Origin of the sequence: Flavobacterium sp. FlaQc-52, assembly GCF_044007495.1 — a bacterium.
Lineage (GTDB): Bacteria > Bacteroidota > Bacteroidia > Flavobacteriales > Flavobacteriaceae > Flavobacterium > Flavobacterium cupriresistens.
The window spans coordinates 110,428-136,730 of record NZ_JBIPCV010000008.1 but is presented as its reverse complement, the minus strand read 5'-3'; the positions used below and the strand labels follow the sequence as shown (position 1 = coordinate 136,730).

At 33.8% G+C, this 26,303-nt stretch carries 36 protein-coding genes; 10 read left to right on the top strand and 26 right to left on the bottom strand.

Annotated features, from left to right (window positions below; translation table 11 throughout):
• Window positions 1–56 precede the first annotated feature (56 nt).
• Both ACHRV5_RS14810 and ACHRV5_RS14805 read left to right on the top strand, forming a co-directional pair.
• Entirely contained in the window at window positions 57–641 is a 585-nt protein-coding gene (locus tag ACHRV5_RS14810; RefSeq protein ID WP_395427281.1) for a hypothetical protein, read from the top strand.
• Window positions 642–649: 8 nt separating this feature from the next.
• Window positions 650–1,522 (top strand): hypothetical protein, encoded by an 873-nt coding sequence (locus ACHRV5_RS14805; protein WP_395427280.1) that lies wholly within the window; start codon window positions 650–652, stop codon window positions 1,520–1,522.
• 298 nt (window positions 1,523–1,820) lie between these two features.
• Here the strand turns inward: ACHRV5_RS14805 and ACHRV5_RS14800 are convergent, their stop codons facing one another.
• From ACHRV5_RS14800 to ACHRV5_RS14715, 18 genes are all read right to left on the bottom strand, one after another.
• A complete protein-coding gene (locus ACHRV5_RS14800) occupies window positions 1,821–2,645 on the bottom strand; it encodes a hypothetical protein (protein WP_395427279.1) in 825 nt (274 codons plus the stop codon).
• Window positions 2,646–2,651: 6 nt separating this feature from the next.
• Window positions 2,652–2,867, bottom strand: coding sequence for a hypothetical protein (locus ACHRV5_RS14795; RefSeq protein WP_395427278.1), 216 nt, complete (start codon window positions 2,865–2,867; stop codon window positions 2,652–2,654).
• Window positions 2,868–2,967: 100 nt separating this feature from the next.
• Entirely contained in the window at window positions 2,968–5,208 is a 2,241-nt protein-coding gene (locus tag ACHRV5_RS14790; protein WP_395427277.1) for a zincin-like metallopeptidase domain-containing protein, read from the bottom strand.
• 4 nt (window positions 5,209–5,212) lie between these two features.
• Complete coding sequence (locus tag ACHRV5_RS14785) at window positions 5,213–5,692, bottom strand: hypothetical protein (RefSeq protein ID WP_047779083.1); 480 nt, start codon at window positions 5,690–5,692, stop codon at window positions 5,213–5,215.
• 12 nt (window positions 5,693–5,704) lie between these two features.
• The gene (locus ACHRV5_RS14780) at window positions 5,705–6,259 is read right to left on the bottom strand and encodes a hypothetical protein (RefSeq protein WP_395427276.1); all 555 of its coding nucleotides are present in this window, start codon (window positions 6,257–6,259) and stop codon (window positions 5,705–5,707) included.
• Window positions 6,256–6,600: a hypothetical protein gene (locus ACHRV5_RS14775; protein ID WP_047779081.1), complete on the bottom strand. Its 345-nt coding sequence runs from the start codon at window positions 6,598–6,600 to the stop codon at window positions 6,256–6,258. Before ACHRV5_RS14775 ends, ACHRV5_RS14780 begins: the two co-directional genes overlap by 4 nt.
• A complete protein-coding gene (locus tag ACHRV5_RS14770) occupies window positions 6,597–7,292 on the bottom strand; it encodes a glycoside hydrolase family 19 protein (RefSeq protein ID WP_395427275.1) in 696 nt (231 codons plus the stop codon). The genes ACHRV5_RS14775 and ACHRV5_RS14770 overlap by 4 nt, the downstream gene beginning before the upstream one ends.
• A gap of 102 nt (window positions 7,293–7,394) precedes the next feature.
• Window positions 7,395–8,033 (bottom strand): peptidoglycan-binding protein, encoded by a 639-nt coding sequence (locus ACHRV5_RS14765; RefSeq protein WP_395427274.1) that lies wholly within the window; start codon window positions 8,031–8,033, stop codon window positions 7,395–7,397.
• 108 nt (window positions 8,034–8,141) lie between these two features.
• Window positions 8,142–8,567 carry a hypothetical protein gene (locus ACHRV5_RS14760; protein ID WP_047779079.1) on the bottom strand — a complete coding sequence of 142 codons (426 nt, stop codon included), beginning with the start codon at window positions 8,565–8,567 and terminating at the stop codon, window positions 8,142–8,144.
• A complete protein-coding gene (locus ACHRV5_RS14755) occupies window positions 8,567–9,046 on the bottom strand; it encodes a hypothetical protein (RefSeq protein ID WP_395427273.1) in 480 nt (159 codons plus the stop codon). Before ACHRV5_RS14755 ends, ACHRV5_RS14760 begins: the two co-directional genes overlap by 1 nt.
• Before the next feature lie 12 nt (window positions 9,047–9,058).
• Window positions 9,059–9,262, bottom strand: coding sequence for a hypothetical protein (locus tag ACHRV5_RS14750; RefSeq protein ID WP_047779077.1), 204 nt, complete (start codon window positions 9,260–9,262; stop codon window positions 9,059–9,061).
• Window positions 9,250–10,023 carry a hypothetical protein gene (locus ACHRV5_RS14745; RefSeq protein WP_395427272.1) on the bottom strand — a complete coding sequence of 258 codons (774 nt, stop codon included), beginning with the start codon at window positions 10,021–10,023 and terminating at the stop codon, window positions 9,250–9,252. The genes ACHRV5_RS14750 and ACHRV5_RS14745 overlap by 13 nt, the downstream gene beginning before the upstream one ends.
• Window positions 10,017–10,325 (bottom strand): hypothetical protein, encoded by a 309-nt coding sequence (locus ACHRV5_RS14740; protein ID WP_395427271.1) that lies wholly within the window; start codon window positions 10,323–10,325, stop codon window positions 10,017–10,019. The genes ACHRV5_RS14745 and ACHRV5_RS14740 overlap by 7 nt, the downstream gene beginning before the upstream one ends.
• Before the next feature lie 11 nt (window positions 10,326–10,336).
• Window positions 10,337–10,702 (bottom strand): hypothetical protein, encoded by a 366-nt coding sequence (locus tag ACHRV5_RS14735; protein WP_047779074.1) that lies wholly within the window; start codon window positions 10,700–10,702, stop codon window positions 10,337–10,339.
• Between the two features lie 73 nt (window positions 10,703–10,775).
• Entirely contained in the window at window positions 10,776–11,342 is a 567-nt protein-coding gene (locus ACHRV5_RS14730; RefSeq protein ID WP_047779073.1) for a hypothetical protein, read from the bottom strand.
• Window positions 11,343–11,415: 73 nt separating this feature from the next.
• Window positions 11,416–11,985: a hypothetical protein gene (locus tag ACHRV5_RS14725; RefSeq protein WP_395427270.1), complete on the bottom strand. Its 570-nt coding sequence runs from the start codon at window positions 11,983–11,985 to the stop codon at window positions 11,416–11,418.
• Between the two features lie 16 nt (window positions 11,986–12,001).
• Complete coding sequence (locus ACHRV5_RS14720; RefSeq protein WP_395427269.1) at window positions 12,002–12,562, bottom strand: hypothetical protein; 561 nt, start codon at window positions 12,560–12,562, stop codon at window positions 12,002–12,004.
• A 14-nt stretch (window positions 12,563–12,576) separates the two neighbouring features.
• On the bottom strand, window positions 12,577–13,284 hold the full coding sequence (locus ACHRV5_RS14715) for a transglutaminase-like domain-containing protein (RefSeq protein WP_395427268.1): 708 nt from the start codon (window positions 13,282–13,284) through the stop codon (window positions 12,577–12,579).
• A gap of 304 nt (window positions 13,285–13,588) precedes the next feature.
• Between ACHRV5_RS14715 and ACHRV5_RS14710 the strand changes: the two genes are divergently transcribed.
• Both ACHRV5_RS14710 and ACHRV5_RS14705 read left to right on the top strand, forming a co-directional pair.
• Window positions 13,589–14,905 (top strand): hypothetical protein, encoded by a 1,317-nt coding sequence (locus ACHRV5_RS14710; RefSeq protein WP_395427267.1) that lies wholly within the window; start codon window positions 13,589–13,591, stop codon window positions 14,903–14,905.
• Between the two features lie 30 nt (window positions 14,906–14,935).
• Window positions 14,936–15,508 (top strand): DUF6705 family protein, encoded by a 573-nt coding sequence (locus tag ACHRV5_RS14705; protein ID WP_395427266.1) that lies wholly within the window; start codon window positions 14,936–14,938, stop codon window positions 15,506–15,508.
• A 348-nt stretch (window positions 15,509–15,856) separates the two neighbouring features.
• Here ACHRV5_RS14705 and ACHRV5_RS14700 read toward each other — a convergent pair whose 3' ends face one another.
• The 6 genes from ACHRV5_RS14700 to ACHRV5_RS14675 form a co-directional block, all read right to left on the bottom strand.
• A complete protein-coding gene (locus ACHRV5_RS14700; protein WP_395427265.1) occupies window positions 15,857–16,171 on the bottom strand; it encodes a hypothetical protein in 315 nt (104 codons plus the stop codon).
• A 34-nt stretch (window positions 16,172–16,205) separates the two neighbouring features.
• Window positions 16,206–16,481: a hypothetical protein gene (locus tag ACHRV5_RS14695; RefSeq protein ID WP_395427264.1), complete on the bottom strand. Its 276-nt coding sequence runs from the start codon at window positions 16,479–16,481 to the stop codon at window positions 16,206–16,208.
• Between the two features lie 74 nt (window positions 16,482–16,555).
• Window positions 16,556–16,810, bottom strand: a complete 255-nt coding sequence (locus tag ACHRV5_RS14690; protein WP_395427263.1) for a hypothetical protein — start codon at window positions 16,808–16,810, stop codon at window positions 16,556–16,558.
• Between the two features lie 328 nt (window positions 16,811–17,138).
• A complete protein-coding gene (locus ACHRV5_RS14685; RefSeq protein ID WP_395427262.1) occupies window positions 17,139–18,893 on the bottom strand; it encodes a hypothetical protein in 1,755 nt (584 codons plus the stop codon).
• A gap of 83 nt (window positions 18,894–18,976) precedes the next feature.
• Window positions 18,977–19,186: a hypothetical protein gene (locus tag ACHRV5_RS14680; RefSeq protein WP_395427261.1), complete on the bottom strand. Its 210-nt coding sequence runs from the start codon at window positions 19,184–19,186 to the stop codon at window positions 18,977–18,979.
• A 5-nt stretch (window positions 19,187–19,191) separates the two neighbouring features.
• On the bottom strand, window positions 19,192–19,449 hold the full coding sequence (locus ACHRV5_RS14675; protein WP_395427260.1) for a hypothetical protein: 258 nt from the start codon (window positions 19,447–19,449) through the stop codon (window positions 19,192–19,194).
• Window positions 19,450–19,814: 365 nt separating this feature from the next.
• On the opposite strand from ACHRV5_RS14675, the gene ACHRV5_RS14670 reads away from it, so the two are divergent.
• The 4 genes from ACHRV5_RS14670 to ACHRV5_RS14655 all read left to right on the top strand — a co-directional run bounded on the left by ACHRV5_RS14670 (window position 19,815) and on the right by ACHRV5_RS14655 (window position 23,435).
• Window positions 19,815–20,213 carry a hypothetical protein gene (locus tag ACHRV5_RS14670; protein ID WP_395427259.1) on the top strand — a complete coding sequence of 133 codons (399 nt, stop codon included), beginning with the start codon at window positions 19,815–19,817 and terminating at the stop codon, window positions 20,211–20,213.
• Window positions 20,214–20,331: 118 nt separating this feature from the next.
• Window positions 20,332–21,909: a hypothetical protein gene (locus tag ACHRV5_RS14665; protein ID WP_395427258.1), complete on the top strand. Its 1,578-nt coding sequence runs from the start codon at window positions 20,332–20,334 to the stop codon at window positions 21,907–21,909.
• A gap of 54 nt (window positions 21,910–21,963) precedes the next feature.
• Window positions 21,964–22,866 (top strand): DNA adenine methylase, encoded by a 903-nt coding sequence (locus ACHRV5_RS14660; RefSeq protein ID WP_395427257.1) that lies wholly within the window; start codon window positions 21,964–21,966, stop codon window positions 22,864–22,866.
• Window positions 22,867–23,177: 311 nt separating this feature from the next.
• Complete coding sequence (locus tag ACHRV5_RS14655; protein WP_047773996.1) at window positions 23,178–23,435, top strand: hypothetical protein; 258 nt, start codon at window positions 23,178–23,180, stop codon at window positions 23,433–23,435.
• Between the two features lie 235 nt (window positions 23,436–23,670).
• On the opposite strand, the gene ACHRV5_RS14650 is transcribed toward ACHRV5_RS14655, so the two are convergent.
• Window positions 23,671–23,889, bottom strand: coding sequence for a DUF4287 domain-containing protein (locus ACHRV5_RS14650; RefSeq protein WP_395427256.1), 219 nt, complete (start codon window positions 23,887–23,889; stop codon window positions 23,671–23,673).
• A 3-nt stretch (window positions 23,890–23,892) separates the two neighbouring features.
• Complete coding sequence (locus ACHRV5_RS14645; protein WP_395427255.1) at window positions 23,893–24,435, bottom strand: SRPBCC family protein; 543 nt, start codon at window positions 24,433–24,435, stop codon at window positions 23,893–23,895.
• Window positions 24,436–24,728: 293 nt separating this feature from the next.
• On the opposite strand from ACHRV5_RS14645, the gene ACHRV5_RS14640 reads away from it, so the two are divergent.
• Together ACHRV5_RS14640 and ACHRV5_RS14635 are read left to right on the top strand one after the other, a co-directional pair.
• Window positions 24,729–25,631, top strand: a complete 903-nt coding sequence (locus ACHRV5_RS14640; protein WP_395427254.1) for a helix-turn-helix domain-containing protein — start codon at window positions 24,729–24,731, stop codon at window positions 25,629–25,631.
• Window positions 25,632–25,861: 230 nt separating this feature from the next.
• Window positions 25,862–26,245, top strand: coding sequence for a VOC family protein (locus tag ACHRV5_RS14635; protein ID WP_395427253.1), 384 nt, complete (start codon window positions 25,862–25,864; stop codon window positions 26,243–26,245).
• Window positions 26,246–26,303: the final 58 nt, after the last annotated feature.

The following is a 26,303-nucleotide window of genomic DNA, read 5'->3' as shown; positions in this document are numbered from 1 at the left end:
AGACTAATTTTAAATTCAGTAGTTAAACTAAGTTTTAAAACTTTAAAAACGACAAGATGAATAGTGATTTGGATACTTTAATTGATTTTAATTTAAATCTTATTAATAAAGGTTTAGATATTCGTCGTCTTGAATTCAGAGGACTTGATTCTAAAATTTTAAATGGCAATGATAAAAGTTTGGCCATCTTTGACTTTTTAAGTGCGGAATTGATAATTGATGAAAATTCTTATGGAAAAATATATTTATTAAAAAAAGGTATTGAAATTATAAATCTTGGAGGTTGGATAAAATATTTAGAAGAAAATGAAGAAATAAGAAAGAAGGGAGAAATAAAGGAAGAATTGGAGGTTGAAAATCTAAAATTAGAAAATGAAAATTATAATCATATTAAATCTTTGAGAGAAAGTAAATTAGAACTAAATAACTTAGCAGTTGAAAATCTAAAATTGCAGAATGAAAATTATAATTACGCTCAGTCTTTGAGAGATAAAGAACAAGAAATAAAAAACTTGACAGTTGAAAATCTGAAATTACAAAATAGACAATTAAAAAGGTATATTTTTTATTCTTTTATGGGTGTAATTTTTGGCGTTATCATATCAAATTTCGGATATGTTTTATCTTTTCTAAAACCCTAATTTGATTCATGAAAGGAACAATATTTACAGTCGATAATTTGTATTTTGTTATTGCCATTGCAATATTTACTCTTTGGTTAACAATTGTGACTACCAAAGGTGGATTGACAGACAATAGGTATCATGTTTGGTGGAAAAAAATCACAAAAAGAGGACGGATCGCAATTTCAATAGGAATATTCATTGCCATTATATTAGCATTACAGGAAGTAAACAATCGAAATGTTTCCAAAAATAACAGCAATGCTTTTAATAAAGAACAATCTTCTAGGGATAGTATTATAACAAATGGTATAAATTCAGGAGTAAATAAGGCTACTGAAAATCTTTTTAATAATTTATCTATAGCTTTTAAAAAACAAGGTTTACAATATGATATGATTAAAAATCAAGTATCTAAACTAAAGGATTCTATTAGAATTACAGTAATAAATGGAGAAGCACCACTAATTTACTTAAGAAATCTAAAGATATTAGATAGTTCATATTTTAAAAAAACCTACACTGTTAAGTATTATATTGCTTGTGCTAATGCTGACAGTCACAATACAGATGTTTTATTAGATATCTTCGCCATATCTCCTCGTGGTAATATCTTTAAAATAAAAGAGAATCTAAGTTTAGTTTATAAGGGGCAAATAGTAAGAAAAAATGAAGAACTATCAAGCAGTATTGTAATTCCTAGAGATACATCATTTTATTTTATGTACGCATTCAGATTAAAAGGGCATTATTATAAGCATGACGACTATAGAAAAAAGATAAAAGTAGATAACTTTTATCTTTTGCGACCGAGAGTAAAAGAAGATGTGTTTACAATACCACTGCAAATGAACGAAAATACGTTAAGATCGTATTTATCAAAAAATTCAATAAACTAATTTAAGATTTCCATAAACTTTCAAACTCAAGAATATGTATGTCGACTTTCAATTGAGGACAATAAAAAAATCGTCTCAAGTTTGTAGTAGTTTCTCACCAAAATTAACTAACTATAATTATTACTGAACCTTAGTCAGACGCATGAATTAAAACAATTGTAGACATTTTTTAATCAGATCCTCAGCTGCAGTTTAACCGGCCACGAAAAATAATCTACAATTATTCAAATACAAAAGCCGTTGCAGTCTAAGATTGCAACGGCTTTTTCCATTAAAAACAAAACTAACGACATTTTATTTATTGTGGTGCAATCTCTAATTCAGGAACATTTCTCCAACGCAAAAAGGCTTGTATTCCATTATAATCAGCAGTGGTCAAAGACAAGTACCATGTATCACTAATCGCATTATAATCATATCTCACGTCTGAACGAATATGCAAGGGATCAGCGCTCATAAATGAAAACGTATTGTTGTCAGGATTCACAATTAATCTGACATCAAAGAAGCGATGAAAAGAATTAGAATTAAATCTAAAAAACAAATCGTCCAACGAGTACAAATATTCTATGCTCGAATTATTAGACATCAAAGGGTTTAAATCAGTACCCCCGTAAAACGGTTTAATGTAAGGTGTTAAAGTTCCTTCTTGAAAACCGCCATATTCAACGGTAACATCATTGGGATATTCTGCACCCTGCAATTTTTGAAATCGTATAAACTTTGAATTTTTAGTGATAAAGTCTTTACTATGAACAAACGTAGGTCTTACAATCCCGTACAAAGATTTTTTTAAGCTGCCAGAATCCCCTGAGCCGCTTTGAGTTTTATTGTTTGTAAAGAAGAACTTCTTTGATAATTCGATTAAGAAATCATTAAAATTGTCCGCTTCAATAACAGGTACGCACGCTTTGTTATCCACTTGGTTATAATCCAAAATCAAAGGGTTTTCCCCAAATGAAGCATTCGACTGTATTTTAAACTGATTTGGAGCTTCGGGGATTCTCAGGACATTCTGAGACGGACTTAAAGAAGCAATCAGAGTATTATCTAATTTCTGTAGTAATACATTACCGTTTGTGTCTTTTATTAATTTTATGATTCTTTGGGAGACGCTGTTCATTGGTTTTTATCTTTTAGATTTAGACGCTTTTTTTATGGTTTTCTTTTTAACGGTTTTCTTCTTTACAGGTTTTGCCTTAACGATTTCTACTTTGACAATTTTACCGCCTTTAACATATTTAAAACCTTTCTTTAGTGTTCCATCTGCTTTAAGTCCTGTGGATTTAACAACACTTCTACATACTTTTTTTAATCCTCTTACTGTCTTTTTTGTTACTGCCATGATTGGTTGATTTTTGATTGATGAATGATTGAATTGTAGATTTTTTCGTCAAATTAGCCAGGAGAAATTTGCGCCGGCGCTTGAAAAAAATCTACTTTTATTAACTTACCACAAAGGATAATTTTTTGTTTTTCGTTGTTGGTTCTGGTGATGCTTCGGGCTGTTCCCTCTGCAGCTTTTTATAAAAAATGTTGAATTTCAAAGTATCAAGGGGCTTGCTTTGGTAACGATTTTTGTCGGTGTAGATGTAGTTTTCTCTATAGTCGGATTTTTTCTCAGTAAACAAAACTACATCGGCATCAAATTGACTTTTACTCCCTCCTCTCATTTTACCGTCTGTGGTCTGTTGGAAAATGACAATGAACAATTTACCGTCGTATTTCTTTCTCAAATCTTTATCCACTTCAAAGCCTTTGTGCATTTCCTGCATTTTAGAAAAACTATCGATTACTATGACATCATTGTCTTTAATTAGTTTGTCTAAATCTGAAACACTTTTGATCTCTGGAGCTTCAATATTTTGCAACGCTTTAGGGTTTAAATACTCTTCCGCTTTGTCATAATACAAACTACTCTCGGGATGTTCCTCAATACTGGCATGACCAACTTTGTAATTTTGAGCTAAGGCGTTGATAAGCTGAAAACACATTCTAGTTTTCATTGATCCCTGACCTCCCGTAAGAGACACGACAACACTTTCTTTTGTCTTAATTTCAATTTGTCCAAGAAACTCGGTAATGTCTTTATGTTCTACTTTATAAAAATCAACATTGGTAGGTTTGTTAGCCATTTTATAAGCAAGCGTATTTTTGTTTACGTTTCCCTTTATAACTGTAACCTTTTGCTTTGCAACGGGCTTTGCAATGCTTTTTATAACAATTGCCTTTTTAGGTTTTGATACTATAATTTTTCTTTTCCTTTTCCTTTTCGCAGCTCCGGTTAAACCTTCGAACAAATCCAATTGTTTGGTTTTGGGTTTTTCCTTTGTTTTTGTATTTTCTTTAATGATCGGTTTGGCAACTACTTTTTTGATAGGCTCGGGGATCGGTTTTATAATCGGTTTTTCTTCTTCTTTTTTTACCTCTTCCGTGTTTACCACTTCACGCCCCAAAATATGATTACTTGCCTTTTGAGCCTGTGCCGATGCTTTTAAGAAAAAACGATTGTCGTCGGTGAGCTCGTCAATTAAATGACTGTTCCAACTCTGCAGATACTTTGCGGAATTTTCTTTGGTATGAAACAAGATTCCTGATTCACTACAAAGAAAGACCGCCCCGAGCTCTGCAATTAATTCCTCAAAGGCATAATTTCCAGTACCGCCCCCTTTTCTTGTACCTGTCATATCTCTGTTGAGCCTTTTTTCTGCGCCTGTACTGTGTACCGCCTCATGAAAAAAGGTAGAATAATAAAAGGCTTCACTTGTAAAAGCTTCAATAGTGGGCATATTTAATTCGTCTGTGCTGGGGCGATAATAGGCTTTATCTCCGTCATTGGTATACTTTGGAGGATTCTTAAACCCGTCAATTATTGCCTGTGCTGCATCGATTGGATTGGTAACTTTTCTTTCTTTTGCTTCAGGGAATTTTAAACCTTCACAATCATCAGCTCGAAATACATTGTAATACTTTAAAACAGGAAACTTGGTGAGATTCTTTTTTAAATCGTCTTTGGTAAGTGCATTGGCTTTTACAAAATCACCAAACTTTTTATTATCGTTGGTTTTGAATTTCAGGTTGTCGCTATGGTAGTCGTGAATGAGTGTGTAATAAATAACACGTCTTGCCTTACTGCCTTTTTTTAGCTTTGCCTTAGCTTCCTCAATTTGGTTAAACGTCAGATAGTAAGGTTGTATAAAATCTGCAGGAACTAAATAAGGATTTTTGTTTTCATCTATTTTTATATCATAGTTCAAAATAAAATTTGCTCCTGTATACTCTTTTTTTGAAACATAATTCATAACCGAATTACCTGTACCTGAACCCTTCCATTCTTTTTGCCAAGGCAAATGGCCGACTTTCTTGATTGTATTGATAATTAAATCGGTGATGTAATTATAAATTTCATCAGGAGAAACGGCGTTTAATCCGTCGCTGTGATTCTCAGGGATATACTCCAGAGTAGGTAGCAGCATTTCAGCTTCTACACCATTGAGCCCGTAAGGCTCTACCAGATTATTAATTTCAATTAAAAAAGTATCATCTTTAAAAGCCTGTAGCACCTTTATAACCCGTTTTGAAATAACCGTGTGTTTTTCCTTTTCGGCTTTCAAAAGCAAATCTTCGAGGGTTTTCCTTGAAACGATTAATCCGTTAAGGCTGTTGAATTCTTGTGCTAATGTCATTTGATTATAATTTATGTTCGATACCCAAAACACTTACAATAGCTTCGATGCGAATATCATTGCTCGTAAAGTTGCTCCCTGCCATTGCAGCAAGCACGTTTACAATAGTGGTCTGCAGATTCATCTGAATCGGTATATTAGGAATTACGATACTCGAATTAGCTGCAATTGTGATTGCGTTAATATTTACGTTGGCTACTCCTAAAAGCATGTTCTTTTTGTCGTAAAACAAAATTCGTTTGAGCCTTACGGCGCTGATTTTAGCAGTGAAATTCTGCGCTGTGGGATTGGTTAATTTTAAATCTAAATTGAAGGTAATAAAGGGTCTTGCATCATTCCACTTGGCATCTAGTTTTTTAAAAGCCACAGGATAAACTTTGACAAATTGGAAGTGTTCCATTATTTCGGTTACTCTGCGCTTCAAAAGAAAATACCCCGCAACGGCTGCTATTCCTACTCCTATAACTATTTTTTTAAGACTCATTTGTGCTGTTTTTTAAATAAAAATTCGTCCAATTCGCCAGGATAAAAACACTAAAAAAGCACCTCCCAAATACGCTAAAATTTTAACCCAAAAAGGGATGTATTTCACCGGAACATGTTTGATTGTGTGATCCCCTTTGATATAGATTTTTTCTTTATTGGTGGCTGTAGTTTCGTTTTTAGTTTGGGCTATTTTTTGCCATGCTATAATCTGATTCTTTAAACTGTCGTAATAAAGCCCTGCTTCATTATCACCTGATTTTTTCCGACTGTTCAGCAATTGTAAAACCCGTTGTATTTCTGCTTTGGTGATACTGTCGCACTCGGGCTTTATAGTTTGTATCTCGGGGATTTGTATTTTTAAAGTGTCATTGATAGCGTTGTTTATCACCGTTGTTTTGATACTGTCTTTTTTGTGATTTGAAGCCGTCTCTATGGTGCGATTGCTTTCAATTGGTTTGGAAGCGCAGCCATGTAAGGCAATGCAAAGGGAAGAGTAGAGCAGAATGAAAACGATTACTTTTAAAAACAATTTAAACGGATTCTGTGGGCTAATACTGGTATTCATGATTTCTTTATTTTAAGTTTTAGACTATCGAAAAAACTGCTAATTAATTCTTCGACTTTGCTATGTATAAGAGTTGAGAGCGAACCGCCCCAAGCGCAGATAACATAAGTTAACATTTTGTTGATGCTCAGATATTGGTCACAAACAGTATAAACTGAGAAAGCAACAAAAAAGCTGATTACGGCTTCGGCTAAAAACCAACTCAGTCGTGGGGTTTTACCCTTTTGAACAGCGATATAGATTTTCATAAAAACTCCTGCCAGTACAACAATGAGAAATAAAAAATAATCCTGATAGTATTTAAGCTCGTCTATGATTTGATTTATGAGGGTGTTTTTCATGTGTTTTTATATTTATAAGGTGTAAGCCAATTCCAAGCGTAAGTGCGGACGCTGCTAAAATTAGGTAGTGGTTTCGCTTTTTTTTTTAATAACTCAACACTAATGTTTTGAGCTGCATAATGCTTGAATTTTTTAATTCTGTCATCGAGTCCGTTTGTTTTCCCGTTGACTTTTATGGTAATAGCAGTCATTAAATTGGCATCGGCAAGGGGATTTAATTTTTTGTAAATAGCAAAAAACCAAGCTGCTGAATCCACGGCAATAGCTGTTTGAAAAAGCAAATCAGGATTACCCACTACGTCATGGCCTGAATACCTTTTGTAAGCTTCATAATTAGCCTTACCCGTTAATTGTATAAAACCACGCCCTCTATATCGCCATCCGTCCCCGCTGGCAATGTTTCCGTTGCCGTTTTTGTTAGCATATCCAATATTGGCGATCATTTGTTGATTGGCTTTGTGGTCTGCGGTTCTGCCGTATTTCTGAGCCTCTGCGATCGTTAAACGAGAATTAAAAGGGCTTGTTGATAAAAGCCCTTTAGGGGTGTAATTCAGATTTTCGACCATTCGGGTAAAATTGCCTGATTCGTGGGCTAACTGGGCTAAAAAGTGAGCAATTCGAAGTGGTGTATTAACACCATATTTTGTAAATGCATTTAAAAAAATGCGGCTGTTATCTAAAATAAAACTCATTATAAAATCACTTTTTTAGGGGTTGTTTGAGGCTTTGTCAGCAGGTAGATTAAGCCTGTGAGTGTTACAGCTCCAATAATTATTTTTTCAGTTGTTCCCATCTTAATACGCTTTTATGGCTGAGGCATTGACAAAGTAATGTACCCCGTCACGATTGATTAAATACTGCCCGCCTGTTTTAGCTCCGACAAAAATGCCGATGTGCTCCCCATAATCAAAACTCCCTCCGATAAAAGGTTTTGTTCCGATGTTGAAATAAGAACCGCTTGCCGTTTTTTTGGCGTTGTAAAGGCTAACATCATTTTGATTCGCCATGAGTTTCTGTCCTTTTTTTGGTAGAACTGGAATAATTGGCAAAGCATTTAAAACATTTTTAGAACTGTTTTTTGTTTTAGAAAAAGCATTAAGACTAATTCTCGAAACTCCTTTTTTGCTTTGCAGGGCGAGAGAGGTTTTATTCCCGAAAACACCATCGATTGTAACGCCTAATAGTCTTTGCAATTCTCGAACTTCAACCCCTTTGCTTCCTTTGCTCAGTAGTTTGTTTTTGTCTAAAACTGCCCCTGTACTTGGGATTTTAATCGTATCATTTTGAGGAACTACCGTGTCGGGTTCGGGTACTTCGGTTAAAAGCTCTTCCTGCTTTTGTCTTTGTTTTTTTCTCCAATACAAATAGCCTATACCGCTAACGGCTACCAGTCCAACTCCTATAAGTACTTTATCTTCATTGTTCACTTTCATGTGTTGTAATTTTAATTGTAGATTTTTTTTCAGTAGATCCTCAGCTGCAGCTTTTCCTGGCGCGCTAAAAAATCTACTTTTAGATTTGTTCTTTTGCCGTGTTCTCCTTTATAAATAGAGAGGGAATTTCTTTCGTAGTAAATTGTAATCGGCATCGTTTAACTCCTCTTTAAGCCATGTTTTCAGGGGCAATTTTGTTCCGCCAATGGTATTGTAACCTAAGATGCGATTGTAGTTTTTAAGACCAAAGGTTTTACTAATAAGCCCAAATTGGGCTTGGGTCACACCTGTGAGGGTTTCAAAGATTAAAGTTTCATCTGTACCACTGTAACGGTTCATTGCTTCATACAACACGGAAACTTTTTGACTTGGAGAAAAAACGGGCATAAGATTTACGTCACCTTCATCTACATATTTTTTGCCACCTCCTAAGAGCGATTTTCCGTTTTTGTTGGTTTTGGTTAGCAGATATGCCCCAATACCTAAAATCACTACTGAGACCCCTACGATGATTATTTTCTTTTTATCTGTCATTAGAAAAATCCTTTAATTAAAAATCGCAATTTGGCTATATCATCCTCTTTAAACTGATCCTGCAGCCATTCTACTAAATTCATTTTAACTAGTGTAGTGCTTCTGCGTTCTCCAAACTCATTGTAAACCCTGATAAAACCGTTATGATTGAGCCCCGTTAGATTATTTTCGACGGTATTATAATTAGCACCGAAACCAAGCAGCGCCGTATAAATGGCTTCTGCTTTTGCTCTTGCCTGTGTTACATTGATATTACTGGGTTTGTATCTCGTATCTTCTGAGAGTCTGGAAAACCCTTTGAGCACCTTGTAATACAGAAGTGTTAAGAGCCCGCCAATGGCTAGAATTTTTAAAAACGTGATTCCTGTACTGATTCCCTTTCTTGCGGCATCCTGAGAGTTGGCAATTGCTTTTTGTCCCTGAGGACTTGACAAGACAGTTGCTACAACGGCAGGACTGGACAATCCTTTCTTTCTCATTTGCTTTGGTTTTTAGTTAGACAAAAAACCTTTTATCATAGAGAAATTGGTTTTTAACTGTGTGATCGCTTTGGGGCTTTTACAGAGTTCAGCCAGTTTGCCAAGCGCCTCACTATCTAGCTCTGCGAGTTCAGTAAGGGCTTTGGTTTTTGCTTTTTCCTCAAAAGGATTGCTCGATTTGATGTTTATTGTAATGCTTGTTTCTATGCTTGCCATAATTGGTGTTTTTTTAATAGTTGTGCTAATTCATTTGAAAATTCAACATTTGTATTTAGTCCGGTGTTGATACTGTCCAAAACAGTTACAACGGTATCATCAATGTTTTGCAAAGTCGTTGCAAATTGTTGTTTTACATCGCTGGAATATTGCTCCATTGCCCCTGCAAGTCCTACAACTGGTGCAACTCCTTTAAAGGCAGCCAATAAAGCAGGCGCATTTTGTACCGCACCCTGAACGGCTCCCCACAAACCACTTTCTCTATCAGCATTGTATTTAGAAAGTAATTGCTCCTCTCGGATATCCTCGAATTTCTTTTTTAATTCTTTATTCTCTGCCTTTAGTGTTTCTGCTTCGGTAAACAATCTCGAAGCGTCATTTTTAGCCACCATAAGATTCATAATGTCAAGTGTACCCAGACCAAAAGAATTAGAGAAAACGTCAACCTGAGGTGTTTGTACTTGCGGTAAACGTTGTACTTGTACTTGTGATGTTGGGGTTGGCTCAGAGAAATTCACTTCAAAAGTAGTACCGTCCACTTTGTAGGAACTACCGTTTTTGCGTTTCAAAGACAGACTTAAACGGGTGTGTCCTTTAGCAAAAAGACTTTCGAAAAACTCCTCTGCACTTCCATGCGCTGCAAGGATTTCTAAGTGGGTTTTATTGCGAAAAAGAAATAGATTCGTATTCAAATCCAAGACAGAAACAGCCGAGTAGGTGTCGGTATTTAATTTCTCTATAAGGTTGTCTAATGCTAACATTTAATGAATTTTTTATAAATAATATCTATCTCTTTTTTGTTCCAAGTAAAGCCCGAAAACTCCTGTGCTGCGTCTGTATCTGTTGCAAAGCGAATGTTTAATTCTACTTTTGAGGTTGTACCGTCGGGAGGTACTAAGGTTATTTTTTCCTTACTCGCAATTTCAAAATCATTGACAAAGACACTCACAAAGCCAGAATTTACAACCTGCAGCGTAGTTACATTGTCGAATGAAATTTCCTTGTCTTGTTTTAGTTTTAGAAAAACTACTGCTGTGTTTACTACGATAATGTCTTTCATCATTTGATTTTATTTTAAGAGCAAGGACTTTGTTGAATTTTATACATCAGGATCAAATGAAAATAGGTCTCTTTATCTACTGCTTTCTTTGTTTTGGCTCTAAAAGTGTAGGTCTTGGATTCGGTATCAAAGAGTAACGGTTTGTAGCTGTCTTCAAATCCTGAGCCTTCTCTTCGTTTCCAATGGTTGATGTGTGTGGGTTTTGAAAATGCGGAGCTGCTGTCGTCAAAAATTCCATATTCTGCAAAATTATCCATGTCCGTATGATTGGTGTGGAGTTCTGCTCCCATAATAAAACCAACATCTAAAGCCGTTGTAAATGATGCTTCTGTTTCTCCCTGTTTGATGGTCATATTGACTACTTTTTCTCTTACTGCCATTTGTGTGTGTTATTTGAAAAAAGCCGTAACTACTTACGTTTTACGGCTTTTTTGTGAATACTAAACCTTTTGATTATCGTTTTGCTTGGTGTACTCTAAATTCGAAACGTACGTTAACCTCTGCAGTCGTAGCCACAGCAACCCCTTTCGGGTATTCGATTTCAATTTCAAATTCCATATTCGAACGAATTAAAGGAGAAGTAGAAAGGTTTCTGAAAAAATTCGTTGTGTCACCTGTAAGATCGGTAATTGGCATATCGGTTAAGACGTTACCATCTTGTTTGATTCGAAGCTCTGCATTTAAAAAAGCAGCATCGAAAAGTTTGTTTGAATTGATATGTGTAGCGTCCCAAACTTCATTTCTAAGATTGGCGCTTGCATTTGAACCTCTGAGTATTCTAATGCTGTCAATGATGTAGTCACGTCCGGCATTTAATTTATTTCCGTCAAAGTTGGTTACACCGACTTCACGTTTGGTATTCACATCGACAATCCCAACTGTACCCCCTTGCCCTTTGATGGCAACGTTTAAATACAAGGTTTTGTCTGTAAGTTCTACCTGTCCTACTCTTGGAACTGCTCCGTTTCTTTTAGCCTTAATTGTCGCTACCGCTGACGCTAATTCTGTTCTTCTGCTCATTGTAATTGTTTTTTGATTGATGATTGATAATTCAAAGCTTTTTACAGCTCGTTTTTATATTGTTTTTAACTGCTTATTGGTACAACTCTTCGTAAAGTTCGTGTTCATTTACTCCGTTTAACCCGTGATCTTCTTCGCCGTATACATCTGCTTCCGCTCCGTTTAAACCGTCTTGTTCTTCGTACAACTCTTCGTATTCTCCATTTAATCCTTCATCATGGAAAATATTTCCTGCTTCATCGATGAAAGTACCGTTCAAACCTTGCTCGTCGTATTCATAAATATGACCATCGCCACCCATAAACTGACCGTTTAGACCCTCACCATCAGGGCAGGCTAAACCAACTACACCTTTTGCAAATAATGATCCTTTACCCGTTCCTGTAAATTTTGAACTCAGGTGTTTTTCAGATACTTTTCTAACAGCGATTAAAGTCTGCACAACTGCGCTACCTATTAACGCTCCTCTTAAAAGATTATCCTTTGTATTAATACCTGAAACTTTTGTTGCACCAAAGGCAGATACACCCGCCAGTACAAGATTCATTAACGGGTTTTCGGATTGAGGTAATAACGTACTCGCTCCATTTGACAGCATACCGCCGACAATTCCTCCTCCAATGACTACTACTTCTTTATTCATTTGTGATTAATTTTAATTACTTACTTTTTTTTGTGGCTAAATAAATTCCGCCTCCTACAACTGCAGCGCCTAAGACATACAAAAGAGTGTTGTTCTTTGCAGGGGTTTGCATTGGCTTTGCTGTTGAAATTGCCTTTACAGGCGTGAGCTCACCAACGGGTTGCTCTGTTACTGTATTTTCTAAGGATTCGCTATAAGAACCACTTTCGTTTTGTTCTGCTGCTGCATCGTTGGACATTGGGGCGTAAGAGGCAGGAACAAGACTACTTACAGGCTCAATTTGTGGACGGGCTCGATTTTTTACTGCGCCTACAACTTTTCTACCTAGTGAGGTTTTGGAAAAGGCTATTCCTTTTCTAACGGCTTTCGACTTTGCAACTTTGTTGATTAATCTGCCTCCTTTTGAATTTAAAACCTTCGAGATTACACCGCCTCCAATTGGAATAAATCCCGCTGCAATAGGAGCAGCAAACTTGGCTACTTTGACGGCATTTTTTAAACTGACGCTTCGCATCCTGATTTTTTTCATCCATCTGGGCTTGCCTAAGCCCGTTTCATCTGCATTAATTAGTATCATACTTCATTGTTTAATTAGTTTTCTTTTAAAAATAAAAACCCAAAGAATGCTCCAATTCCTAAGAATACGGGAATGTTAGCGTTTTTCTTTGCAACGGTTGGGGATTTCTTTGCAAAGCCTTTGGGGTTTGTTTTGGATTTGGGAGCATTCAGCCCATAATGAGGTAGGTTAACTTCTGTGTCGTGTGCCATGATATAAATAGGTTCTCGGTTTGTGCTAGTTGTGCCGTCTATGATAAAATAGCCTTGTTTTATATCGCCTGTCTCTTGATTCAGCGGTACAATTACGTAGACATGGGTATACAAATCAGGTCGGAAATTAGGCTGTTTGATTTGTCTGATATAGTGCCTTATTCCCATGTTTGCCAGTAAAGAGCTCGCAAAAATTGAGTAGGTTTTGCAATCGACCCCCTCGGCTCTTTGTTTAAAAGCACAGGCAGGACTTCTAAGCATTTGCTCCACGCCATCGGCTTTATACTGAATATGATTGTATAAAAACCAATATATTTTATCGCAAGTTTCTTTGAGTGTTTCTTGTTGCAATTGCTTTGCAACTTCCTTTGTCTGATGGTTGTATTTGACAACCATTTCTTTTATCATTCTGACCGTATCAAAGGTAGAGCCGTTGCCGAGGTTAGTCTTATCACAGCTAACCTCTGGAAACAACGGTTCGTACTCTTGACCGCCTAAGATGTTCCTCTGTAACAAGTTATCAATATCCATTTATCTCGTTTTCGTTCTTGTATTAGGTTGTTAGGCTTTTCTTTTACAAAGATGCATAGGTTATTTGTTTACGATTCAGGATTTACAAGGGTTGCGGGAGGTTTTGTAGGATTGAATAGCTTTGCAAAGGTTTTGCAAAGAAATACCCGTTTCTTTGCAGGAGAGGGTATTTTATAACGTTAAGATATGTAGTGATTTAAGCTGTTTTTAAAAATTAATATAAAAAAAAACTTAGATTATTGTTTGGGATAAACAAATAGTATATTTTTGAAAACAACTAAGAAAAATCTTAAAAACCAAAAAAATGTACAAACCAAAAATTTATTACTTACTTCTCTTTCTTTCCTTGATATTGACATTTACCAATTGTCAGACCGAAGAAACCACAGTAGAAAATGGCTCAGACATTAAAACGGTAAGTACCGATGAAGCCCTTGAGTTCCTGAAACAGTATCCCGTAAAAACAAATTCTCAAACTGGTAAAAAGGCTCTTTTATCACCAGATGGCAACCATATTAGCCATGAGAAAATAATAAACAGTGATCAATTTTTAACGGTTGTTCCCTTGCTCTTAGAAGATCCGCAAAGTAATTCACGACTGGTAATGCTCAAAGTCAACGGCATTTTAAAATCTGCGGTAGTAAAAATGACTCCTGATAAAGACATAGCAACTCGCTTTTTTTCGGGAAAACTATTTATTTATAAGATCGATGGCAATCTGATAACCGGGTTTAAAGTTGAAAATGGTGTACTGGTTTCGCAATATTTTGAAGTTGCAAGACAACAAACTGCTAAAGATGTAGAGGGTGGAACATTACGTGAAGTTATTATAATACACAGATACCACAAGTCGTATTCTTTAGACTTTGCATCCTTTGATTGGTATGCCGCAGGGGGTGGTATCGAAGCTTCTGGCGAAATCGACTATACTTGGAATAGCGAAAGTAGTGGCACCGGTAGTGGGGCTGGCAGTGTTGTAGATACCTATGAAGACCCTTGCGACAAAGTAAAAAAACAAACAACAGATGCTAATTTTAAGACACAAATGGAGCTTTTGAAAAAAAACACCGGTCTGAAACATGAAACAGGGTTTGGCGCAAAAAAGGATGGAAGCTTTTACCCCTTAGAACTCGGGGTTAATGGACATGAGGTGAAATTTCCCATAAAATCAGATGATATCGGATATATGCATACTCATGTTGATAGAATTGAAACAGAAAAACTAGATCCTGATGGTAGTCCTATTGTAGAACAACCAATAAAAATGTTTTCTCCGCCAGATATTATGAAATTTATACTTTTGTTAAAAAATGCAAGTGTAAATAACACCCCGCTTATTGATGTTTATGGCACTATGGTTACAAGCTCCGGCACTTATATGTTAAAATATATAGGGGTTAATAATGGGATTAATATGGGGCTAAATTTCGATGATAAGCTGATTGATGATTATAAAAGATATTTCTCAAGATATTCTGATACTGAAAAAGCCTTTTTATTATTTGTAAGAGATAAAATCCCTATGGCAAATATTGAGTTGTACAAGATTAAACCCGATGGTACAGCAGAGAATAAAACACTCGATCATAGAAGAAAAAAAGTTACCAACCCCTGCCCTTAAATTACTACTAATAACTAGAAAATAAAAACAATGAAAAAACTAATCATAATAATTGCACTATTTTTATATTGTAACAATCACGTTCATGCGCAGGTCGTGGTCACTTTAGAGCAATATGGTGAATACAAAATGAATGATAAAAAAGGAGCTCCAGATGAAATAGATTACATCAAAGATGTAAACAATGTACTGGGGAAGTACGTAGGCACTTGGAAAGGAGTTTACAACAATCTGAACTATGAAATACGTTTTATGAAGTATACAGATCATTCTATATTGGATATAGATATGTTGTTAATGCGATATAAAATTACAAAAAATGGAGTTGTCGTTGAAGACACCACAACATTACCCGATGAGGCCAGTGGTATTATAAAAGGAGATTATCTTCAAAAAAATACTTATGTCTTAAACTACATGGGAAAAGAACTTCATTGTGGACAAATGGGAAATATTTACATTGGTCTGGTTAATAAAACTGATTTAACAAAAATAAAATTATTTTTAGTACCAACTTCAGAAATGATTGTTACTAATTTATGTCCCAACGGTATTGTCGCTCCAGTATTTCCTGAAACTTCTTTTGTACTTACAAAACAATAGGCTTTCTAAGATATATAAAAATTTAGAGCAGTAATTTTTCAGAAAATAGAAAAGCAGTATTTCAATAGTTTTTGAATACTGCTTTTTTGGTTTAAAGTTATTTTGACTGAAAATCGATTTTAAGGCGGTTTCTTATCAGAAAGGTGTATTTGTCTTTATCACCCTCTAATACCTTCTTAAAAAGCTTTATTTTTTGTTCTTCGTCATTTAGATAGTCTGAAAGCTTGTTTGCGGAGGTTAATTTTGTGTTTTTGATTGGATTTTCTTTGTGATTTTCCAATACCCGAATGATAAAGCTGCGGTTTATTAGGGCGTTTGTTTGGTTGTTAGATTTTACTGCCATCTTGTTTATAGTATTGCATTTAAAAGTTGACTTTGTAAAGCTTTTCCCTTTGCAAAGGATTTGCGGTATTCATCCAACTTAATTTTTAATTCCTCTGAAAGAACAAAACCGTCAGGCACTCCATTGCGATCAATAAAAATAATAACTTCAAAAGTGGATATGTTTTTGGCAAATAACCGTGCCCCGACAGTTGCAGATTTTCGGGTTTCATTGATAATATCATTTATTTCCTGTCGGATATAGTTTACTGTAAATTGACTCATAAAAAGCTCTTGAAGCTGGGATTTATTTCTAATGTAGTTTAAAGTTTTAAGGTTCATAAACTGATAGCTTGAGGTTAGTAACAGATTTCTTTTATTTCTTTGTTTTTAGATAATCACTTAATTCATGTATTTTTTTTGATGCGGATTTAAAAAAATCAAGCTTAATTTCGAGAGTAGTTATATTATTTTTTTTAAGCTCTATTATTCTTTTTAAACTTGCTATCTCCTGTTTTTGTTCTAAATAATTATCAAGAGAATAAAACAGAATTTCAGGAACGGTTTTAATATTTTGCTCTTTTGCCACCTTTTCAAGTTGCATTAATTGTGTCGTTGTAAAGCTTCTTATATATGTACTTTTCTTTATCATGTCATTGAATTGTAGATTTTTTTCACTCAGATCTTCTGCTGCAGCTTTTCCTGGCTTTGAAAAAAATCTACTTTTTAGAGGTTAACAATTTGTTTATGTATTTCTGTAAAATATTTTCTTACCACGAATTTTTCGTGTTCGGCACTAGCAGTATAATCGTTGCAACATTGTAGCAGAACAATCGCTTCATAAATTTTAAGACTAAAAGTTGAAAATGATTTTGCTTTATTTTCAATCTTCATTCTCAATCTAAAAAATAAGCCTGTTGCAACATCGATCGTTAGGATATTACTGAAATAAGCATCATTAATTATACTATTTTGTAACATTTCTAGCCGTTTTAACCGTAATTGACTAACAATGTTTTGAAGGATTACAAAATCCTGATATTCAATATTTTTGAGCTTAATTGTAATCATAATCTTTTCATTGCAATTAAATTCCCATTTTCATAAAACTGCACAACGTTAGTAACTTTCGCTAAAGCATGTTTTTCGAATCTTCTTAGCATACTTTTCACTACTGATTCACTGTTACGCTTATTTTGGTTTATTGGTGACCACCAAACCGTATTACTTCGTTTACTTTTGGTAAGGATTACCATTTTAATTTTTGATTGTTGAGGGGCAAATACTGGCATAGTTAAAATTGGTTAGGTTAAAATTCACTAAAATCATATTGTGCAAAATCATTATCTATATTGATTATTTTTTCATTTATCTTTAATGTTTTCTTCTCAATCATTTGGGGTAATTTCTCTAAATATTCAACTGGTAAATTCTTCTCGACGAAATCAAACAACTGAGGTAAGGTAATTTTGTTCTTAAAAAAACGATTAACTTCATTTTCACATTTTCGAGAATGATTAATTGTTGCTTTTCTTCGAACCGAATTAGCTTCTTGCTTCTTTTTTAAAGCTTCATATTTTGATTTATTTAGCAAATGCTCTTCCCATTTCAATTTTGTATATTCAAAGCCTACCTCTTTTGCCGTTTTTCGGGTCATATCAAAATAATCCGCAGGAAACAATGGCGAAAAATTATTTTTAATGTACCATTTCCTAGCCCATTCAATCCTCCAACGCATTTTCTGAACATCTTCAACAATTGCAGCTTTATTAAATGATTCCCCAGTAAAGGCAATCCATTTATTTTGCATATAAAGTGAAATGGCTTTTTTCCACGATCCCACAAAAGGCGTAGCATTTTTATAAATTTTTGAAATAACCTTAAAAAAGTCTTGAATTACCAATTCCCTAAAATCTTCTTTTAACATCGTTCCGGAATAGGCTTCTTTAAAAAAGTATCTTACATCAATCGGTTTATAATTATTGTATTCGTGATTAGCAAGCTTTACGGCTAGTTCTTGTGGGTGTATTATTAGATTCTGCAACTTTTCTGACAGTGTTTCCAAAACTTTAACACTATCCGCCCCCGCCACCTCAGTTGAATTTTGCAGTTTGCTGGGTGGTGTTCTTGTAAAAAACAAATTAGAGGGCGTGACCGAAGGGAACTCCTTATCAAATTGAGAAATGTTCTTAACATTCTCATTCATTTCAGATTCATTTAATTCTGTTCTAGTATTCTCATTGTTATCAGGTAAAACCTTCCCGTTTACAGGGGTAACTAATTGATTTTCAATAGATATTATTTTTGAGGTTTTGAGATCTAAAACTGCTAAAATCTCACTATTTACATGCACTTCAACTGGCCTATTTTGACCCGAAAAATGATAATCAACAAAAACCCCGCATTCTTCTAAACGTTGTCTATGATTACGCACAGTCTTTCTACAGAGGTCTAAACTATTTACTCCATTACGTTGTAATGCTGTTACTAAAAATGAATTAATTTTAAACTCTTCAATGGGTCTAATAGCTGTAACTCTCAATTTCATATATTGTTCGTTACGTTTCATTAATTGTGAGTTATATAAGTGCAGTAAATTTTGAAACACCAATTCTGTAGCATATTTTACTGTTTGAACCTTCTTTTTCAAAATAATCAAACCGTACTCTTTCATGAACTCGTCAGCAGCTTCATTATAAACTCTTGGTCTTAAAGAAGAGCTTTTTTGATTAAATAGCTTGGCAAATTCTTTCTGTACATCGTTTAACTGGTTCTCTTTTAAAAAAGCTCTGACATTATTGTTGTGCTTCTCCGTAATTTCATTTTCAGCATTAGTTTTAAAGTTATATACTGCAATATATTTTCTGTAATTATCCATTGTAATACCAAAAGCTTCCATGCTAATTGCTGGGTAAACAGCCATAATGCGGTTTTCATTTTGCAATGTCCCTGCAACGTTTGTTGCAATGGTTTCCTGTATAGTTTGTTTTTCTGCAGTACCACCAAATCCAAAAAGATTCGATGCTAAAGAAAACACTCTACTGTCTAAATTTTGTTTACTCATAGTTTTTTACAAATAACCTTTCAGCATCGGACGTATAACGCCCGAATGCGTCTAGGGATTTTCAGCATTTGCTGGAGGTATTTTTACGCTTTGCTTCTTTTCTTAAATTGGGTCGCCAAAAGTTGTTCCGTAACACTTTCTAATGTCCAATTTTCTAATGCAGTTGATTTTTTGGCTTTCTTAGCTATTGGCTTTCCAAATTCTTTATCAATACACAAGGCTAATTCTTTCAGTTCCTCCGGGGAAAGAAAAATTTTAGCGTTGTTAAAAATTGATAATACCTTTGGATTCATTAATCTTATTTTTTAGATAATTTTTTACGTTTAAGCGCCATTGCTTTTTTTGCTTTGACTGTTTTATTTATCAATTGCATAATCGCTAATTCTACTTTTTCATTCTCCCGAAATCCGTTTGTAATCATACGAATACTATCAACTGAGAATTGCTTTCCTTTTTCATTTTTAATACCTACATTTTGTAAATAAGGCATAATTTTAGGAGTGTACTGACGTCCTAATACTTCAATCAATAACCTTTTTTCTTTTTTTGAAATCATATTTCAAGTTGAATTTGATAGTTATAATTCTTTTGCAATTCGAGAACGTCCTTGTTTTGAAAATCATCGTAGTACGGCACATAAATAGTCTTTATATCTGGGCTATACTTCACGCCTGCCCTTACTAATTTTTGGTGCAATCGATAACGTCGATTTTCTTTTGCAGTCCTTGCGGTTTTCCGTAAAACTTGACATTCATTTTGCATTATTTTCGTGTTTTATTCTTACAAAATTTTAAAAAGCATTTGCAACACGTTTTTTAGTATATTCGTGTTACACGCTTTTCGACAATTAGTAACGAGTTAGTTACGTTTCGTTTGAGCAAATATAAACAAATATCTTTACGATAAACAAATATCTTTATAATGGACGGAGGTTTTTTGAAAGAAAAATTACAATTAATTGACACTCAATTTGTTGAGCTATCAAAAAAGTTAAACATAACACCTCAAAGCTTGAACAGTCGATTCAAAACAAAAGATGTTACGTTAAGTTTCTTGGTTGAAATATGCGCAGCAGTAAACAAAAGCCCTTATTATTTTATAAAGGGAAGTCAATACGAAAAATATTTTGCTTTAGATGAAAATGTTGTAAGAAGTGATGTGCCGACCGAAGTAACAAATGTAATTTCTGACAAAATGAAACTTCTTGAAGAGCAAAACGAATTATTAAAAGAAAATTTATCCTTAATAAAGGATCGTTGCGAAATGTATAAAAATGAAATAACTGAACTGAGAGGAACAGATAAAAGTCAAACCGCATAGTATTGCTACTATGCGGATTGTATGGATAAAAAAAACATTATAAAAATTTACCTTTTTATTAATATAAATCTGAAAATAAATTGAACTGCAAAACTATTCTCTAACCTAACCAAAAAATATGTATATTGATTATTCAAATTGGCAACAAAAAGATTTTTCGCTAAACTCTTTATATTTAGATTTAAACAACCCTCGTCTTAATTATGGTGATGTCGTATTAACGCAATCAGGAATTATTACTTTTTTAATAGAAAATGAAAGTGTTTTTGAATTAGCCAAAGAAATATCTGAGAAAGGTTATTTCGTTGGTGAGTCACCAATTATTTGCGAGGAAAACAACAAAAAAATTGTACTTGAAGGAAATCGCAGAACTGCTGCTCTAAAAATATTGCAAGATCCGACCAAATACTTAACAAAAAAGAGAGCAGAAATCCTAAAAGAAAACATAACTAAGAATAATATTGATGTTACAAAAAAAATAAACTGCTTTATTTCTCCAAATAGATTAATGGCAAACCCATTAATTTACAATCGTCACAAAGGAGATTCGTTAAAAAAATGGAAAACAGGTAATCAATATTCATTTTTAGCAGATATGATTTACAGAGATGGATTAACTTTGGAAGAAATATCAAATTCATTAGGTTTAAGTAGCAGTCAAACTATTGAACCTTTAAAAGCAATTAATCTCTTTCTAGAAGGAAAAAAAATACTAGAAGAAAAAAACATTTCTATTTCGGTAAAGGACTTTGAATTTACAAACTTAGAACGCTTTTACAAAGATGCTGAGGGAAAAGAATTTCTTGGGATTGATTTCAACAATGTAACTGGAGAATTAATAATCAATATCCCTGACGAAGAATTTCGAAAAAGATGTACATACATATTTGAACAAATTTTAAATACTACCGCATTTTCACGTGATTTTGGTAATAAAGAACAAAAGAAAGCTTACATTGAAAGTTTGAACAAAAATCCAAATTTTGATTTTACAGTAGAAACCCAATTGCAGAATACTAAAAGTTTTTCAGCCGAAAAAAAAATAGAGAATGAATCGCTAAAAAAAGTATTAAATACAAAACCAAATAAAAATGTAAGTTCGGCCGCTAACTTTTACTATATAGACCAAGAAGAAACTCTGTTCTTTAACGATGAAAAAATTGACACTCTATTCATTGAACTAAAAACATTATCAAAAGGAAAAGCTTACTCTTTTGCGATACTTTTAAGAACATATTTAGAACAATTATTGTTTTTATATCTAACACGAAAACAACTCTTCGATAATGTTGGACAAGCAGTAAGAACTAAAAAAGAAGCATACAACTCAAAAAGAATAGAAAATTTAGAATCCTACTTAAAAAATAACCATGATATGCAAATTGATTTAAACAAAGATGTGGTATCAGGATTATTAGGTTTCAAAGTAAAAGAAGAATTTGATAATAGTAGTCTAGGGACTATGTTAGAATATACAATAAATCATAAACTAACCGATTTATTATCTAAAAGCGAGTTTAGGAATCAAAAAAATTATTTAACAAGCGTCAAAGATGGGCTTGATTTAGCGGTTCATAATATTGATTTTGTTATAGATAAAGGACATAACATTAGAGCCTGGAAAACATTATTAAAATTTTTTAAAGCTTTAGAATCAGATTTAAACAATCTAGACCTAGAAGAGGCTTCCGAATAATTATTTAAGTTAATTATTTTTCATTTTATTTGTCATTCAAAAAAACTATTCTAAATGTTTTATTCTCCATTACGCTATCCCGGTGGTAAAAATAAACTTGCTGCGTTCTTGGCCAAAATATGTATCGATAACAATATAAACGGACACTATGTTGAACCATACTCAGGTGGTGCTTCAGTTGCTCTTTTTCTGTTAATGGAAGGATATGTAAACAATATCACGATTAACGATAAAGACCGCTCAATATATGCTTTTTGGCATTCAATATTAAATAAAACTAAAGAGTTTTGTAAACGCATTGATGATGTAGAGCTAACTATAGATACTTGGCACAGTCAAAAAGAGATTCAAAACCTTAAAGAAACAGCTAACCTATTAGATTTAGGTTTTTCAACTTTTTTTCTAAATAGAACCAACCGTTCAGGAATTATTCGCGGCGGAGTGATGGGAGGATTAGATCAGCAAGGAGAATATAAAATAGACTGTCGTTTTAACAAAGAAGAATTAAAAAAAAGAATTTTAGCAATTGCAAAGCACAAAAGAAATATTAGACTTTATAAAAAGGATGCTATAAAACTAATTGATAAAATTGAACAAGAATCTATAAATGAAAATGTGATTTTCTATTTTGACCCTCCATATTATTTAAAAGCCGAATCTTTATATATGAATCATTACCAATACAATAACCACAAAAGTGTAAGTGATCGTATAGCCCAAATTAAAAATATCAATTGGGTAGTGTCATATGACAATAATCCTAACATTCAAGAATTATATAAGCCTTTCGATTTAAAAGAATATTCATTTAATCACTCTGCATATCAATCAAGAGTTGGCCAAGAAGTACTTTTTTTTAGCCCAAAGCTTAAACAACCAAAAATTGAAAATTACAATCCTATTAAATTTAGATTAAACAAAAAAAATAACACAAAAGAAATCTCATATAGTCTCTAATTTTTATTTAACCGATTACGAAGTGCCCGTAAAAAATTAAAAAAAAAAAAAACAATCTGAGAATACAAAACCGCATACGATTTATATCTTTGCCGCAACAAAACAGTGTATAGGGATCAGCAAATAAAGGGGTTTAGAATCGATGCAAGATTCATAACCCTGAGGTCACGGGTTCAACTCCCGTCCTCGCTACAAAAACAACCCCCTAATCATCCATTGATTAGGGGTTTTTTATTGGTGTTTTATTTCAAAAAAAAGGGACAATAACTCCCTTGAAAACAACGTTTTGCAAACTAAGTAATTTACAAACAATGGATATAGTAAAATTTAAAATCACATCAAAAACGATAAAAGTAGAAGTACGCAATTCGAACAATTATGTTTTTAATTTTAATACTGCTCTAGATATTGCAAAAGAAGACAAAGATGTTTTATTAAAATTGTACAACGCATTAGATATTCTTTTTAAGAAAGAAAATGCTAATGAAACGAAAAATTACGTCTCACCCAACCAAACCAATATACTGGATCAGATTTCTGATGTTGATAATTTAGAACAGGAAAAATAATTCAATTATCGATGTATTTTTTTTGCAATCTTATCATTTTAAATGAGATATCCCCGTAAAGCAAAAAAAAACTTGTATCAAATCTAATTTTATAAAGAGAATTAAATACTAAAAAAGTCAAAGCTGACAGGTTTTTGAAACCTGTCAGCTTTGTTTTAAAAGTAATAAAACAATCGGGACTAATGACCCGAAACTGTATTAACAATAAGTACTGAGAACCATAGTATCATTACGATCATTCTCGTTTCCCGTTGATATAAGCATACATGGCAGTGGCATGTCCGTGTCCGAGATCATAATCGGATTTTAACCAGTTGATGATATTGGTGGCTTTAATAGTTGGCCCCATCGCCCCATTTACCGTATAGCCTTTTTGTTCGGCAAGAAGTTGAAAATCCTGAGGTGTTTTACCTGTTTTCTCTTCGATGTTTTTTAGATAGGTTGCAAATGACATAGTTTATAGTTTTTCAGTGTTCGTTTTTATATTTCTCATGGTACTCTCGATATCGGCACCAATGATTTTATCCATGTTTACAAATAACAAAATAATATTCATTGGCCAGTCCTTCCCTCCTTGGTACTTCCACACCAGATTTGTTTGATTCTCGTTGACCGCATTAACGAACAAAGTTCCGTCGGCAGTAAAAACATAAGGCGCCATAAATCTGATTTTAAAATCTATTTGCTTGTTTTTAATAAGTCGGACATTTTCAAACTCGCCCTTTCCACATTTTTCATGCTCACTTTCAAAAGAGAGAATCGCTCCCTCCTGTCCATCTGCCTTTCCTTTTAATTCAATTTTAGTATTCGGATCATACTTTAACCATTGATTAAACTCCCTATGATGATTAAGAAACCTCAGATACTCGTATACATTTTCAGCAGGTTTATTAATCGTAATCTCTCTTGTGATGACATACTTTTTTGGGGCAAAAGCGGCAATTATACATAGTACAGCTATTAGAATAACTAGTACTACCAGAATTTTTAATAGAAACATTTTCATTTGTTTTAAGTTTTTTGATAGCATGATTAATAATCATTTCCTGATAAGAATCAAAGGTACCTGATCTTTAAAGCTTTAAATGGTTCAAAAAAGGATAATAATGGTCAATTCCGGCATTTTCAATTTATTCTTACAAAGGAGCGTTTGAATATTGCACAATTCGATTTGATTTTCGATATTAGACTTTACGTTAGCGCGTCCTAAATCGTTAGCCTGCAATACGTCCAAATACATTTAGTAAATTAGTTATAATCCTTTATTCTGTTAGACTAACACCTTAAACCAATATGCCTGAAGAAAAAGAAAACATTCCCTTTTACGATAGTATCAATTCTTTTTTAGAATCAACCGGTGTTGAACACCGTACCTCGAATCCTCTGTTTTATTGTATGAGATTGGCAGAACACAAAGGAGATATTTACCGATCACCTTTTCGCAGAGGTTTCTATTTTGTAGCACTTTTAATTTCTAATGGAAACACGCAGGTGGGTTACAATAATATTGAAGAGAATATAAAGGAATCCTTTTTGGTTTTTCAGTCTCCAAGGCAGGTTTATAGTTTTTTCAGAGACAAAAATACCGAGGGCTATTTAATCTACTTTAAAGAGGATAGTTTTCATTTTTTTAAACCCGATTTCGTGCAGGAATTTCCTTTCTTTGATACCTTAAATACCAATTTATTTCAACTCACTCAAAGTCATTACGCAAACATAGCACCCCGTTTCGAAGAGGTATTTCTGGCCTATGAAGCTTCTCACTCTATTTACAATATAGCCGTACATAAGTTCTTCGCACTGCTTTATCAGTTAAAAGAATTTGAGATTATTGAGCAACAAAAAGTGGTAAAACTACCCAACGCACAACAAGTACTCACCAAAAAGTTTATACAATTGATAAACTTGCATTATCTCACTAAAAGAACAGTAGAAGAATATGCCGATCTTCTCACGGTGAGCGTCAGCCACCTGTCTAAATCTGTTAAAATCATAACCGGTTTAACTGTGCTTACGCTGATCAATGACAGAATTATCAAAGAGGCCAAACTGATGATCAAACACACCGACCTCAACATCGCAGAGATTGCCTTCCAACTTAACTTTTCTGACACTTCTAATTTTGGAAAATTCTTCAGAAAACAAACCGGAATGAGTCCGCTTAGCTTCAGGAGCAATGAGAAAGAACAGGTTTGACTGACCTCCTGTCTTTCTTATCAAGTCGTAAAATAATCCCTGCGATTTCTTTAAATAAAAAAAACGGCAGTAATTCTAAATCAAAATTTATCTAAATAGTATTATCTTTAGTTTTACTTATTCGGCATCAAAGCGGTAAGCAATTTTCACGTAGATTTAATGGATTCTTTCTGTAATATTAAGGAGTTTGACTTACTAAATCTGCGTAAAACCATTTAAACAAAACCACTATGGCCAAAACAAATCCAGTAATCTATTTTGAAATTCCCGTGAACGATCTGAATCGGGCCGAAAATTTCTATAGAAATGTATTTGGTTTTAGTTTTGAAAGAGAAATAATCGATCATTACGAAATGACCTTATTCCCATTTGAAGATGCTCGTAGCGGAATTTCGGGAGCATTAGCAAAAGGAGACGTTTACAAACCTTCAAAAGAGGGTGTTATAATTTATTTCAGAACAGCTAATATCGACCAAACCTTACAAAAAGTACTGGCACAAAACGGAACCATATTGTATCCTAAAACGATAAATGAAAATTACGGATTTATCGTTGCCGAATTCCAGGACAGCGAAGGAAACAGAATCGCTATTCAAGAAATAATAGAAAAGTAAAATCACCTGTGACAGTGGAAGATCATCCGATTAATTCTAAACACAAAAGCGTAAAAAA